The 12,647-nt window shown below is 60.8% G+C and carries 14 protein-coding genes; 6 read left to right on the top strand and 8 right to left on the bottom strand.

Annotation, left to right across the window (positions count from 1 at the left end):
* Nucleotides 1-6 precede the first annotated feature (6 nt).
* Nucleotides 7-1,206 (bottom strand): cation:dicarboxylase symporter family transporter, encoded by a 1,200-nt coding sequence (locus EJ067_RS19990; protein ID WP_306462679.1) that lies wholly within the window; start codon nt 1,204-1,206, stop codon nt 7-9.
* Nucleotides 1,207-1,913: 707 nt separating this feature from the next.
* Here EJ067_RS19990 and EJ067_RS19985 point away from each other — a divergent pair.
* Nucleotides 1,914-2,303 carry a hypothetical protein gene (locus EJ067_RS19985; protein ID WP_024505560.1) on the top strand — a complete coding sequence of 130 codons (390 nt, stop codon included), beginning with the start codon at nt 1,914-1,916 and terminating at the stop codon, nt 2,301-2,303.
* A gap of 189 nt (nt 2,304-2,492) precedes the next feature.
* Here EJ067_RS19985 and EJ067_RS19980 read toward each other — a convergent pair whose 3' ends face one another.
* From EJ067_RS19980 to EJ067_RS19975, 3 genes are all read right to left on the bottom strand, one after another.
* Entirely contained in the window at nt 2,493-2,738 is a 246-nt protein-coding gene (locus tag EJ067_RS19980; RefSeq protein ID WP_063169243.1) for a hypothetical protein, read from the bottom strand.
* Nucleotides 2,739-2,912: 174 nt separating this feature from the next.
* Nucleotides 2,913-3,047, bottom strand: coding sequence for a hypothetical protein (locus tag EJ067_RS35695; protein ID WP_256754986.1), 135 nt, complete (start codon nt 3,045-3,047; stop codon nt 2,913-2,915).
* Nucleotides 3,040-3,510, bottom strand: coding sequence for a hypothetical protein (locus EJ067_RS19975; RefSeq protein WP_245454734.1), 471 nt, complete (start codon nt 3,508-3,510; stop codon nt 3,040-3,042). Before EJ067_RS19975 ends, EJ067_RS35695 begins: the two co-directional genes overlap by 8 nt.
* A 599-nt stretch (nt 3,511-4,109) precedes the next feature.
* Here EJ067_RS19975 and EJ067_RS35495 point away from each other — a divergent pair.
* Nucleotides 4,110-4,358: a DUF6074 family protein gene (locus tag EJ067_RS35495; protein ID WP_063169245.1), complete on the top strand. Its 249-nt coding sequence runs from the start codon at nt 4,110-4,112 to the stop codon at nt 4,356-4,358.
* A gap of 366 nt (nt 4,359-4,724) precedes the next feature.
* On the opposite strand, the gene EJ067_RS19965 is transcribed toward EJ067_RS35495, so the two are convergent.
* The 4 genes from EJ067_RS19965 to panB all read right to left on the bottom strand — a co-directional run bounded on the left by EJ067_RS19965 (nt 4,725) and on the right by panB (nt 8,009).
* Nucleotides 4,725-5,357 carry an acyl-homoserine-lactone synthase gene (locus EJ067_RS19965; protein ID WP_126057769.1) on the bottom strand — a complete coding sequence of 211 codons (633 nt, stop codon included), beginning with the start codon at nt 5,355-5,357 and terminating at the stop codon, nt 4,725-4,727.
* Between the two features lie 92 nt (nt 5,358-5,449).
* The gene (locus tag EJ067_RS19960) at nt 5,450-6,169 is read right to left on the bottom strand and encodes a LuxR family transcriptional regulator (RefSeq protein WP_126057768.1); all 720 of its coding nucleotides are present in this window, start codon (nt 6,167-6,169) and stop codon (nt 5,450-5,452) included.
* Between the two features lie 98 nt (nt 6,170-6,267).
* Nucleotides 6,268-7,176, bottom strand: a complete 909-nt coding sequence (panC, locus tag EJ067_RS19955) for a pantoate--beta-alanine ligase (protein WP_024505565.1) — start codon at nt 7,174-7,176, stop codon at nt 6,268-6,270.
* Entirely contained in the window at nt 7,173-8,009 is an 837-nt protein-coding gene (panB, locus tag EJ067_RS19950; protein WP_126063927.1) for a 3-methyl-2-oxobutanoate hydroxymethyltransferase, read from the bottom strand. The genes panC and panB overlap by 4 nt, the downstream gene beginning before the upstream one ends.
* Nucleotides 8,010-8,180: 171 nt before the next feature.
* On the opposite strand from panB, the gene EJ067_RS19945 reads away from it, so the two are divergent.
* From EJ067_RS19945 to nadC, 4 genes are all read left to right on the top strand, one after another.
* Nucleotides 8,181-9,143, top strand: coding sequence for a hypothetical protein (locus EJ067_RS19945; protein ID WP_126063926.1), 963 nt, complete (start codon nt 8,181-8,183; stop codon nt 9,141-9,143).
* 62 nt (nt 9,144-9,205) lie between these two features.
* Nucleotides 9,206-10,180 carry a quinolinate synthase NadA gene (nadA, locus tag EJ067_RS19940; protein WP_126063925.1) on the top strand — a complete coding sequence of 325 codons (975 nt, stop codon included), beginning with the start codon at nt 9,206-9,208 and terminating at the stop codon, nt 10,178-10,180.
* Nucleotides 10,177-11,718 carry an L-aspartate oxidase gene (locus EJ067_RS19935; RefSeq protein ID WP_024505569.1) on the top strand — a complete coding sequence of 514 codons (1,542 nt, stop codon included), beginning with the start codon at nt 10,177-10,179 and terminating at the stop codon, nt 11,716-11,718. The genes nadA and EJ067_RS19935 overlap by 4 nt, the downstream gene beginning before the upstream one ends.
* Nucleotide 11,719: 1 nt before the next feature.
* Nucleotides 11,720-12,601, top strand: a complete 882-nt coding sequence (gene nadC / locus EJ067_RS19930; protein ID WP_024505570.1) for a carboxylating nicotinate-nucleotide diphosphorylase — start codon at nt 11,720-11,722, stop codon at nt 12,599-12,601.
* Nucleotides 12,602-12,647: the final 46 nt, after the last annotated feature.

Here is a 12,647-nt window from a genome sequence, read left to right as displayed (position 1 = left end):
AATGGGTCAGTTTTGATCGTGCCCCGCAGTTGCTACAGGCGCACAGGTGCCGGTGCGATCTGGCGGTTTCTCAAATACGGCTTTGCGCCATCGGGTCCACCCCAATAGCTGAGCGTCGTTCGCACGGGGAATTGTGTTCACCACGCCGGGCGACTTGACCGTCCACCGCCGGAGCGCTGAACGGTCCGCTAGTGAGGCGCTCCCCGAATCGTCGTTTATCCCGCTCGCCCCGGACCGGGTGACAGCCAGCGTTGCCGCTACGCTGCGGAGAAAAACCGTCAGCGCGTGGCATTCGGACATAAGCTGATCGACGCCAAGAATAAGCCCCACGGAGGTGACCGGTGCGGCCGGAACAAGAAAGAGCGTTGCAGCCATTGTGACGAGGCCTGCACCGGTAATGCGGGTTGTTCCGTTCGAAGGGAACAATGCGACAAACAGCATGAGGATCCGGCAGCCGATCGGGAGATCAGTTTTCGTCGCTTGGGCGATGAAAAGGGCGGCGAGCATCATATTCGTGCCGTCCAGATTGAATGGAATGAGACCCACGACCGAATGCGTGGCGCCGGCCCTTTCCATCTTCTCCATGAGCGAGGCCAGCGCGGCCTCTGAGGAGGACATTGCGAGCAGCAGCTCGTCCTTGATGTATCGGACGAGAGAGAAGAGCGAGCGGCCGTTGTAGCGGCAGACCGCGCCGAACAGGACCGAGAGGAACAAGACTTGCAGGATGTCGCCTTCCGCGAAGGCATTGGCAATCGTTGACGGGATGATGTTCATCAGGAAGCTGGTCACGGACTGCTCGTGAGCCGTGGCCACATAGCCCTTAACGGCTTGGACATCGAGCGAGGCCGGATCGATGTTGAGGCCGGCGCCAGGCTGAACGATATTCGCGACAATCAGCCCGACAACAAAAGCGAGCGTCGAAAAGGTGAGAAAATAGACCATCGCCTTGGCGGCAACTCGGCCGACCTTCTGCAGATCGCTCATGCCGGCAATGCCGGTCGCCATTGTCAGGAAGATGACAGGTACGGTGATTATCTTGACGACATCGACGAAGGCATCGCCGAGCGGCTTCAGGCTGTGGCCGGTCTCCAAATGGAAATAGCCGATTGCGGCACCCAGGATTATGGCGGCAAGTACCTGCACGTAGGTCCGGGCAAAATGGCGCTTGCGGGGCGCTGCGATCGCGCGGGGAACTCTTGGAACCAACACCGTCTCTCTCCTTGACCGGATCGGGGTGGGGCTCCTCCCTCTCCCATGCAGTGCTCCGGTCGAACGCTGCGCCCACTTCGGCGCAAACGATGTGCCAAATAGCAAAGAGGGGAAAACGCGCAGGACCTCACGCAATGCTTGCGATTCGCTCTCCCACACTCGTGCAGTGGTTGCCTGTCGCAACTATGGAAGGGTCGATTCTTGGGAACTCCAAAGGCCGCTCTTTGCGTCGAGCAGCTTGGCTGCCTGGAAGGTTCCCTCTTTGCCTTGCGGTCTGCGAGCTGAGTCCAGATCGTCATCATTTGGCTGCGCGCCGCACGGGGCTCGAAAGATTCAATCGAGGACGGGTCCTCTTGGAAAACGGGGGCAGCGTTGGTCAAGCCCTTCCACCCTGCTGTCCCAATGGTGTTCAGAAGCTCAGTTCACGATCAAGCGATGGATCAGCGTCATCTGGCGTTTGCGCCATCGCGGCGGCGTTGCAACGGGTCTGCCAAAGATGAGAAGGCCGCGAGGCAGGGTCCGAGACCTAGACTCCAACCTCATAGCGCGCTCGGCTCGCGTTCGGAAGGTTCGAACCGCAGCACGATCAGGTGGCGACACCGTTGGTCGGAACCGGAACCCGACGAATGATCGTTCGTGACCGACATCTGTGAACAAGCAGTATGTGTCATTGCAATCACCACCCGTTGCGCGGAAATGCCCATATGGCCGTGAATGAACTGGATTTGGTGATTTTCCAGATGGCGGTGGAAAGCGTCCGCTTGCTCTCTTCAAGCTTTGATGAGAAGGCGGCTGAGATAGCCACGAGGAGCCGTGGTAGCCTTCTTTTTGACGTGCGGGTGGACGGTGACCTGGAGGTCCAGCGAGTCGCAGCCATTGGATATCCAGGCGACAAGATCGGTGTGGTGGCATTGGACCGAGAGGGCCTTGTTAGCTGTTGTTGCCTAGTCAATGGCACCTTCTCACCTTTCATTGCACCGTTGGAGAACTGGACCAGCATGCCCCTTTCGATGCAGGCCCAGATCGATGTCACAGGCTATGCGAGGCTCCTTCTGGCCGCCTTGCGAAATGCTGGACATATGCTGGACAGGTAGCATCGCGATGATGTCTGTGATGAGATGGTGCAAACGGCTGGATGAGGCGATCGCTTGCTGGCAGCTTTGGCAACAAAGCGATCGGTGAGTTCGCAATGCTGGAACACGTCCTTTAGACTCTGCAGTTAAGTTAGCGGACTACCATCTGACGAATGCCCTCTGACAGTCTGCATGGCGCGGCATGCCCTCTTAGGAATGCAGCCGTGGTTCTACACCATCGGCTGTTTTTGTGTCGAAGGCGACGGGCACGCCATGAACGAAGGAAGCGGCCGCCAACAGTTCCTCCAACTCGCGGTCGGTGGCCTTGCATGCCGGCATTAGTGTTCGGATGGCGCGGATCGCCTGCGCCATGGAGAGAAAGCGGACCCTTCCCCTGGAAAGGACATAGGCTTCTGCGGCTTTTTCGACGGTGACGGTGTGAAACGAATTGGTCATGACGAATTCCTCCCTGAACCCTGACCAACCCGACTTATGGCACGAATTCGACCGCCTTCAAGCCTATGTCCGATTGCGGACAATAGCTGCGATTCGTTCAAAACCGCTGATGCTTTTGGGCGACCTGGTGAGGGGCAAGGAGACGTCGGCTGAACCCGTTTCAACCGACATGCTTCAGGCAGCGGCCAGGCCGAAATAACGCTGCTCCTCCTTGTCATAAGCGCCATGTGTGAGCTTTATCAATCCGGCACGGTCGATGATCGTGATCTCGCCGCGCTTGGCGTGCACCAGTCCTCGATACTCAAGCATTTGCAGGGCCGTGGTGACCCCGGGCGGTGGGCGCGAGCATGGTCGCCAGAAATTCATGCGTCGGGAGGATCTTATCTCCTTCCGCACGGTCGTGGACCATCAGCTGCCAGCGGGCCAGCCGTTCTTCGATCTTGGAGTGGCCATTGACCAGTGCCGTCCGGCATGATTGGACGAGGAACGCGTGGGCATAATCCAGCACTGAGGTGCGAAGCGACGGGCTAATCGCAGGGCGAAGGTTTTCAACCGGCAGGCGCCAGGTAGTGCTTTCCTTTCCGAGAATGACGGCAATTCCTTTCATCCCGTCATAGCCGACAATGCCGACTTCACCTTGCCGCCCGCCGGTCATGGTGGCGACCACCGACGCGATGCCCCTCTCGGGAAAATATACGTTCTTGATCGGCTGATGCGCGACCTCCAACTGGTCCTTGATGCCCGGTTCGACGTGATGCAGCGATGGTCGCAAAAGCGCGAAGTCCTGCGGGGTGAGGGCTTCAGCACCTGGTCGCGAAAGAGGGATCGGGCAAGGCTCTCTTCCAACGGGGCAAGAGCGCGTACGTCTTACTGTCGGCTGCACCGAAGTAAATGCCGGCCGATGCCAAAGCATAGGCTTCGAAACGCGCGATTGCAAAGCCCTGTCGGGGCAGTGCAGTCATGCTAGAAGTCGCGCCGCCTACGATAGGCAGCGGATGACATGATTCCCTTCTGCGGCGGCCACCAAGAACGGCTCGGGCACGCTTTAATCGTTCATACACAAGCTCGCAGGAATGTAAGCAGCGGAACAATCGGGTGATTCGTACCGCCCTGCCCTTTCAGAGATCAAGTCATTGGACGTCAATTCGGCTGGAACGCCTCGTCGAACGGCCCAGGAAAATGCAGCCGGATGAGCAATGGTGGTTCACCTTATGTGCGGTCCCGGATATGCGGTCCGGCGGCTCATCTCCCAATAGCTTGTCGATGGGGAAGTGGAACTCGTCATGTCGCCGCGAACCGTCACCGCGCTAGCGGGGCTCTTTTGAAGACGCCGGTGTTTTTCTTTGTGGAACTGAATCTGTGAGGTGATTGATGCATGAATCAAACATTTGCGTATTTCCGCTGCATCGGCGACGTATATTGGTCGAAAGTATCGCCCAGGCCCTCGAGACCAAGAACGGCGAGGCGGCGAGTGCGTTCTGGCGCTGTGCTGCCAAGAAAATGCTCATTCAATTGTCCGATGTAGGAATTGCGCCAGAGCTCGCTGCGCAGGAGGTTGGAAGCCTTCTTCATGCGGTCTTGGACGACATGGCCAACCGAACGGTAATGCACAAAGCATAGGCTCGGGCGCTGTTGGACCGCGCGTCAGCTCGGGTCCTTATCAGGGGACTGCTCCGACTGGCCGACGGTCCGGCCAAACCGGCATACCGGCAAAGGTTTGAGGTTGCGATCGCTCACGGCGGCCGGTCCAATATTCTAAGACGACCTCAGAAGCCACGTTGGCTTCTTTGGACGAAGCGGAGGGGCGCCATTTTGGCGTGCTCACGCTGGACTGCGGGTTGCGCCTACGGAAATCCAAAGTCCGGCCGCGCGAGCCAATCGACCGGAACAGTCGAAAGCTCGTGGGGGCGGGTCCGCTCACCCTCACGGCGGCGGTGGCGGCCGTGAGCAGACTTAACTCAAGTCACGGCTGAGCATCCGCAGGCGCTATGCCGATTGGATGAGAACTGGTTGCCACAACACCGGCCCGTTGAGGCGTCCCCTCCAGCGGATGCGCAAGAGACTGGCGTAGGAAATATCGAGGAAGCCGGCGACTGCCTCGGTGTTGCCGACCTGCTTGGGCTGTCCGATACGTGACAACGGCCAGGTGGCGAGACGAAGGATCCTTTCGATGCGCGTATCTGTCACCGTTACGATCCCGGAGAGATTGTTGGCCAAGCCGAATTCGATGATCCCCGCGAAGAGCTCGTAGGTTGCTTGGGCCAGGCCGCCAGCTGCCTTCGGCGCTGTCGCAGGGAGATCGAGCGCGAAACGACTACTCTCCCAGATATCGGCACTCGCAGGGACCACCATCTCATCCAGCAGCGTCGGAAACGTATCGCGCAACATTGTCGGTCCGGTGGTCGGCAAAAGGCGGACGCAGCCGCAAGTTCGCCAATCGGACCCCTTGAGAAGCAGGTAGACGGGGTTCAGGCTGTCAAACGGGTCCGTTTCCATTTCGCCTTCGGTCTGCACTTCCCAATCGAGCCGCTTCTTGAAAACCCGATACCTAAGTCCGTGCATTTCCTTGAGTTCGCTCGCAAACTCGGCGTAGCAGTCGGGTGTTATCAGCTGCATCATTGTCGTCTCCGTGCGGGATGTGTCCACGCAATCGAAGGGCAAAGCCGTCATGAATGCAGCCTGTAGACCTTTACAGCTAGACTTGGAGAGGATCAGGATCTCGCCCGAGCAGCCATCCGCACTACGGCCTGGTTGATGGTTCGCACGCCAAGCTTCGCCTTGGCGTTTTCCTGATGGAAGGTCACGGTGCGTTTCGAGACACCGAGAATCTGGCTGATATCCCAGGCCGACTTGCCGCACGCCGCCCATTTCAGGCACTCGAACTCCCGCCGGGTGAGCGTTATGCCATCTACCACGCAATCTTCGGCGAGCCTGCGCCGGGCATGGATATGAACGTTGATCGCAACCAGTTGCATTGCTTTTTCGTAGCGCGTCAGCGACCTCAGAAATGGCGGATGCGCCTCGTTGGAGGCGAAGGTCAGTGCGGCGAACCGGCCGCGATGATCATGCATCGACATGGTCAGTCCGCCGCGAATGCCGAACTCAGCTGCTTTTTCCAGGACTTCCTGCTGAGAGGTCGGCAAATAACGGTGATCGCGGTCCACACCCCAGTCGAAGGTATCCCAGCCCCGCAGTCCCCGCAGGATCACGGGATCCACGCTGTGGTAGCGCTGTTGCAGGTAATGTGATGTCCATGATGATGGATAATTCGAGATCAATCGCGGCCTGTCGCCGGAAGCGGATGGGTAGGTGAAATAAGCGAAGAGCGGAAAGTCGAACCCGGCTGCGGCGGACGCCATTGCCTCATGGAGATCGACGGCATCGACGCTTGCAGAGAGTTGCTCGACCAAGGTTTCAAATACGCGATGCATCTGCGCTTAGCGTACCTCGCGGAGGTTGCTGGAAGCCGACGGAGACGTGGTTCTAAATGATGGCCTGTCCCTGCAGGGCATACGACGCGCCGCCGTCATCACCGCAATTGCTGTGCTGCTTCCGATTGGAGAGAGCTCCGCCCACCTGACCAACTACCGATGGGTGATATTGCGACGTTATCGATGAGCCGCGTGTCGCCAAGCCAAGCCGCAGCAAGCAAGCGTGCCGGTCGGTCAAGGCTTGCTAACGATTGCAGGTCTGTTTCTCCGCGCAGCTCCAGGTATTCGAGCTCGCGATAGCCGGCAGCCAGAATTGCTGCACGCGCTTCATCAAGCGTAGGCAGGATGGGGGAGCCGCGTGCAAGCCGCTCGGCCGTATCGAGCAGGACCGATGCTAGTTTTGGGGCAATGGCGCGTTGGGCTGGGGAGAGCCGCACGTTACGCGACGATAGCGCAAGACCATCGGCTTCGCGGACTGTCGGACAGGGCACAATAGTGATCGGAATGTCGAGATCCCGGACCAAGCGCCTGACAAGCTGAAGTTGCTGAAAATCCTTTTCGCCAAAAAAGGCGAAGTCAGCGCCGGCCTGCAGGAAGAGCTTGGCCACGACCGTCGCCACGCCATTGAAATGGCCGGGCCGGAATGCGCCGCAAAGGCATTCGCTGATGCCGGACACTGAAACGGCCGTGGCGAAGCCCACCTGGTACATTTCCTCTGTGTCCGGCACATAGAGCAGATGCGTGCCCAGCAGAGCGAGCTTGGCAGCATCGTCGCTTTCCGTCCGAGGGTAGGCAATCAGGTCGGCGGGGCTGTTGAACTGCTTGGGGTTTACGAACAGCGTCACGATCACCCGCTCGGCCCTTTCGAGCGCCTTCCGCACGAGGCTCAGATGCCCGTCGTGCAAGGCTCCCATGGTCGGCACAATACCGATCGTGGCACCCGAGCGACGCCATTGCGCAACGACGCCGCGCAGCTCGCTCACGGTTCGAGCGATCGGCACGCTCATGTGAAGTCACCGGCCTTCAAGGCGTTGACATAGAGATGTTCGACCGCCGGAAAGTGCCGGTTCCGCACATCGGTGGCGTAAGCGGCGATTGCCGCCTCAGCCTGCTCACCGAGCTCGGCATAGCGTTTGACGAACTTCGGCCGAAATGAGGTGAAGAGCCCGAGCATATCGTGGCTCACCAGAATCTGGCCGTCGCAAGCTGGCGAGGCACCGATGCCGATTGTGGGTATGTCGATATCGGCGGTTATCTGCCGTGCAAGCTGCTCCGGTATCTTTTCCAGCACCAAGGAGAAGGCGCCCGCTTCGGTTACCGCCCTGGCGTCGCGCCTGATCCGCTCTGCATCGGCTCCCCGGCCCTGCACACGATAGCCTCCAAACGTGTTTACCGCCTGCGGCGTCAGGCCCACATGGGCCATGACAGGTACGCCGCGCGCGGTAAGGAAGCGGATGGTTTCCGAGATGGTCTCGCCGCCCTCGATCTTTACCGCTGAACAACCGGTCTCACCCATCACGCGCGCAGCGTTGCCGAAAGCGTGCTCTGGGCTTTCCTCGTAGGAACCGAAGGGCAGGTCGACGACCATCAGCGCGTGTTCAAGGCCGCGGCGAACGGCCTGTCCGTGCATGATCATCATGTCGAGCGTGACCCCCAGCGTCGACGACAGGCCGTGCAGCACCATGCCGACGCTGTCGCCGACAAGAACGATGTCGCAGTGGCGATCGAGCAGCCTCGCGACCGGCGTGGTGTAGGCCGTCAAGCATACAAGTGGCGTCTGGCCTTTTCGCGATCGAATATCTGGAGGAGTCATCCCTTTTATCTCACCAGCCGCGCTCAACCGAGGCCCCTTCCCTTACGTTACCAACAGCGGGTGTCGCGTTTGGCATATTTTTGTGCGACTGCGAAGAGCTAAAAACAGCGCTTGAGTACTCTGGTGTTGACGTGCTGGCTTCCAAGGTTACATTCAATCGATTAAGGCGCTCCGTTGGGCCAACCCGCTTTCGCAAACATGGATCCTCAGACAAGAAGAACCAAGAAAGGCAAAGCCGCCGTCAAAGCTGACGAAGCCAAAGTGGACCTGACTGCCGTCGTGGTCGCCGTAAACGACAGTGAGCCCTGTGTCCTCACAGTCGGTCATGCGGACACCCTCCCTTCTGGACCTTTTGCCCTTGAGCATCGATCACTGCAGTCGGGTTTGAGGGGGTGGGTGGAGCAGCAGACCGGCCATGCACTTGGATACATCGAGCAACTCTACACCTTCGCCGATCGCGATCGCATCGGCACTGAGCGCCACCAGCGCGTCATCTCAATCAGCTATCTCGCATTGACCAGGAAGGAACAGGCAACGAACTCGGCCGCGTGCGGCTGGCAAAGTTGGTACGAATATTTTCCCTGGGAGGACCACCGCTTCGGCACGCCGCCTGTGCTGCTCGATAGATTGCGGCCCCGCCTGATTGAGTGGGCCGGCGGCGCCAGCGAGCCGACCACTCAACGCGAGCGCCGGCAGCGCGCTGCGATAGCCTTCGGCTTCGACGACCGCCATTGGAACGAGGAACTCACGCTCCAACGCTACGAGTTGCTCTATGAAGCTGGTCTGATTGAGGAGGCCGGTGGCGGCAGGGACGCGATTGCGGCCGCGGCTGGCAAACCAATGGTCGCTGACCACCGTCGTATTCTGGCAACCGGGATCGCGCGGCTGCGTTCGAAGATCAAATACCGGCCGGTCGTGTTCGAGCTTATGCGGCCTTCCTTCACGCTGCTGCAACTGCAGCGAACCGTGGAAGCTTTGGCTGGCAGGCTGATCAACAAGCCGAACTTCCGGAGATTGGTCGAGCAGCAGGAACTTGTTGAGGAGACCGGGGAGACCTCCCTCGACACGGGCGGCCGACCGGCGAAGCTTTATCGCTTCCGGCATGCCGTCCTCGACGACAGGGCTATCGCCGGGACAAAATTACCGCTGGCGCGGGCTTGACATACTTATAGTCAAGGTAGATATATTCCCTTATTGTCAAACCGAATATAATCGAGGCGCCAATGACTGGGGCGTTACCTATGGCTGCGTCCCTGTATGAGCGTGTCCGGCGGGTGATCCCACCCGTTGAATGGCTCGCGTTCGCCGGCGATATTGAAGCCATCTTAGCGCTGAAGCGTGAGCGCAATGCGGTGGTGCTGGCGCACAATTACCAGACGCCCGAAATTTTTCATTGCGTGGCAGACATCGTCGGCGACAGCCTGGCGTTGGCCCACAAGGCGGTGACGGTCGACGCCGACATCATCGTGGTTGCCGGCGTTCATTTCATGGCCGAGACGGCAAAACTGCTCAATCCGAACAAGACCGTGCTCATCCCGGATCTCCGCGCCGGCTGCTCGCTGGCCGAATCGATCACGGCAAACGACGTGCGGCTAATGCGGCTGCGGTATCCGGGGGTCCCCGTTGTTACTTACGTCAACACTTCCGCCGCCGTAAAAGCGGAGTCCGACATCTGCTGCACGTCCGGCAACGCCAAGGCGGTGGTGGAATCGCTTGGCGTGGCGCGTGTGCTGATGCTCCCGGACGAATATCTGGCGAGGAACGTGGCAGCCGATACAGACGTCGAGATCATCGCCTGGAAAGGCCATTGCGAGGTGCATGAGCGCTTCACCGCAGCAGACATCCGGGAACTGCGCGATGCCCATCCAGGCGTCATCGTGCTGGCCCATCCAGAATGCCCACCAGACGTTGTCGCGGAGGCGGAGTTCTCCGGCTCGACCGCGGCGATGTCGGATTATGTCGAGCGTGAGAAACCGACGCGTGTCGTCCTTCTGACCGAATGTTCGATGAGCGACAACGTCGCGGTCGCGCATCCCGACGTCGAGTTCGTTCGCCCATGCAATCTGTGCCCGCACATGAAGCGCATCAACCTGGCCAACATTCGCGCCGCACTCGAGCAGAACCGGCATGAGGTCCGGATTGATCCCGAAATTGCCGGCCCCGCCCGCCGCGCGGTCGAGCGCATGCTTTCCCTATGAGTCTGGAGGTTCGCGACATCGCCGGGGCGCCGGTCGTCATCGGCGGCGGCATTGCCGGCCTGATGACGGCGCTTCATCTGGCGCCGGAACCGGTCGTGCTTTTGACCAACGCGCCGCTTGGAACCGGAGCCTGCAGTGAACTTGCCCAGGGCGGTCTTGCGGCAAGTCTCGGGGGCGACGACGGCCCAGATTTTCACCTTTGCGACACGATAGCTGCCGGCGACGGACTCTGCGATGAGGCCACGGTGCGGCGAGTGGTACGAGCTGCACCCGAAGCGATTAGGACGATCCAAAGGTTCGGCGTCGACTTCGACCAGCACCCTGACCGCGCGTTGCGACTTGGGCTCGAGGCGGCACACTCGCGACGGCGAATTGTGCATGCAGCCGGCGACGCCACCGGTCGCGAGTTGGTGCGCGCGCTCGTCGCCGCGGTTCGGCGTACAGCCTCGATCACCATTATCGAAAATGTGGAGGTCCGCCGGCTGGTCGTGCAGGACGGGTCGGTCATCGCCGTGGTCGCAGCAGGACGAGCCGGCGCGCTCGCTCTGCCCACGCGTCGCGCGGTGCTGGCGACCGGCGGCGTCGGCGGGCTGTTTTGCGACACGACAAACCCCGCTGGCTCATGGGGTCACGGGCTGGCGCTCGCCGCATGGGCGGGGGCGGAACTCGCCGACTTGGAATTCATACAGTTCCATCCAACTGCGCTCGACGGTCCGCGCCGGCCGATGCCGCTGGTGAGCGAAGCCGTGCGTGGCGAAGGCGCGGTGCTCATCGATGAGCGAGGAGAGCGCTTCCTCGCCGACACACCTGGCGGTGAACTTGCGCCTCGCGACGTCGTAGCGCGCGCCATTTGGCACCAGCTTGCCGTTGGACGCCGCGTATTCCTGGACGCACGGCAAAGTCTCGGCCCGAGATTTGGCAAGCGTTTTCCAGGCATCGCCGAATTGTGCCGGAGCGCAGGAATCGACCCCGCGACCGACCTGATCCCGGTGCGCCCGGCGGCACATTATCACATGGGCGGCGTCGCCGTAGACAGCGCCGGCCGCAGCTCCATCGAGGGATTGTGGGCCTGCGGTGAGGTGGCCTGTACCGGCCTGCACGGCGCCAACCGCCTGGCCAGCAACTCGCTCACCGAAGCGGCGGTCACCGCGAGCTGGGTTGCCGAAAGCGTTGCCGGCACGTCGTATACCCGGCGACCGCGCAGATGCTCCACATTCGTCCCTCCACGACCAGACGCTTCCGTGGTCCGCCCGATTGTCTCCGCCGCCCTGGGTATCATCCGCGACGGCGAGGCAATGCGCGAAGCGGTGGCGACCCTGCTGCCGATCGCAGCCAATAGTGTCGCTGCCTCTGGTCCGGCTTTGGTCTCACTGATGATCGCCGCGGCGGCCCTGAGGCGGGAAGAGAGTCGAGGCGCGCACTGTCGGTCCGATTTCCCGCTCCACGATGCCAACGTGCGCCCATCACGGCTGACACTGCACAGCGCAATGCGGGCCGCGGCCGCACTCGATTGCCGGGCTACCATACGGAGCACTTGATATGACTTCATTCTCCCCCCTCCCCGCGACCCTGATCGAACCGATTGTGCGCGTTGCGCTCCTCGAAGACCTGGGCAGATCCGGCGACCTGACCACCGATGCGGTTATCCCGTATGATTGCACTGCCACGTTGGTGCTCAAAGCGAGGCAGGCGGGCGTCGTTGCCGGGCTCGATCTGGTCTCGTATGCCTTCCTTCTCGTGGAACCGGCGATCAACATCCAGATCTGGCGCCCTGATGGCAGCGAGGTTGGGGCCGGGGAAACCATTGCAAGATTGTCCGGACCCGCACGAGGCCTGCTCACGGCCGAACGCACGGCCCTCAATTTCTTATGCCGGCTGAGCGGCATTGCCACTGCCACAGCGGCCATGGTTGAGGCCGTGCGCGGTCACAAGGCGAGGATTGTATCGACGCGAAAGACGACGCCCGGGCTGCGGGCATTGGAGAAATACGCCGTGCGCGTCGGCGGCGGTGCCAATCACCGGTTCGGCCTCGATGACGGCGTGCTCATAAAGGACAACCACATCGCGATCGCCGGCGATATCCGCACAGCAATAGAGCGGGCGCGCGCCGCAGCAGGGCATATGGTGAAGGTCGAGGTCGAGGTCGACACGCTGAAGCAGCTCGATGCAGCGCTCGCGATTGGTGTTGACGCGGTGCTGCTCGACAATATGTCGGTCGAGGATCTTGCCCGCGCGGTTTCTATAGTGGATGGCCGTACGATCACCGAGGCGTCCGGTCGGGTGATGCCGAAAACGGCGGCGGCGATTGCGGCGACCGGTGTCGATCTCATCTCCATGGGTTGGCTGACGCACAGCGCCCCGATCCTCGACATCGGCCTGGACATGCCGGACCACCAGAACATCTGCAAGCACTTGAACTGAGGATTACGGCGTGAGGAGCAACATCAGCTCGGCAGGCGTAGGAGGT

This window comes from Mesorhizobium sp. M1D.F.Ca.ET.043.01.1.1 (assembly GCF_003952385.1).
Taxonomy (GTDB): domain Bacteria; phylum Pseudomonadota; class Alphaproteobacteria; order Rhizobiales; family Rhizobiaceae; genus Mesorhizobium.
This window is presented reverse-complemented; position numbering and strand designations above follow the sequence as displayed.

Bases quoted from the DNA above. Each gene is read 5' to 3' on its own strand.
- EJ067_RS19945 (WP_126063926.1), top strand. From the start codon at position 8,181: ATGGATCCTCAGACAAGAAGAACCAAGAAAGGCAAAGCCGCCGTCAAA.
- nadC (WP_024505570.1), top strand. From the start codon at position 11,720: ATGACTTCATTCTCCCCCCTCCCCGCGACCCTGATCGAACCGATTGTG.
- EJ067_RS35495 (WP_063169245.1), top strand. From the start codon at position 4,110: ATGCATGAATCAAACATTTGCGTATTTCCGCTGCATCGGCGACGTATA.
- EJ067_RS35695 (WP_256754986.1), bottom strand. From the start codon at position 3,047: ATGCTTGAGTATCGAGGACTGGTGCACGCCAAGCGCGGCGAGATCACG.
- EJ067_RS19960 (WP_126057768.1), bottom strand. From the start codon at position 6,169: ATGCATCGCGTATTTGAAACCTTGGTCGAGCAACTCTCTGCAAGCGTC.
- panC (WP_024505565.1), bottom strand. From the start codon at position 7,176: ATGAGCGTGCCGATCGCTCGAACCGTGAGCGAGCTGCGCGGCGTCGTT.
- EJ067_RS19980 (WP_063169243.1), bottom strand. From the start codon at position 2,738: ATGACCAATTCGTTTCACACCGTCACCGTCGAAAAAGCCGCAGAAGCC.
- EJ067_RS19935 (WP_024505569.1), top strand. From the start codon at position 10,177: ATGAGTCTGGAGGTTCGCGACATCGCCGGGGCGCCGGTCGTCATCGGC.
- nadA (WP_126063925.1), top strand. From the start codon at position 9,206: ATGACTGGGGCGTTACCTATGGCTGCGTCCCTGTATGAGCGTGTCCGG.
- EJ067_RS19985 (WP_024505560.1), top strand. From the start codon at position 1,914: ATGGCCGTGAATGAACTGGATTTGGTGATTTTCCAGATGGCGGTGGAA.
- EJ067_RS19965 (WP_126057769.1), bottom strand. From the start codon at position 5,357: ATGATGCAGCTGATAACACCCGACTGCTACGCCGAGTTTGCGAGCGAA.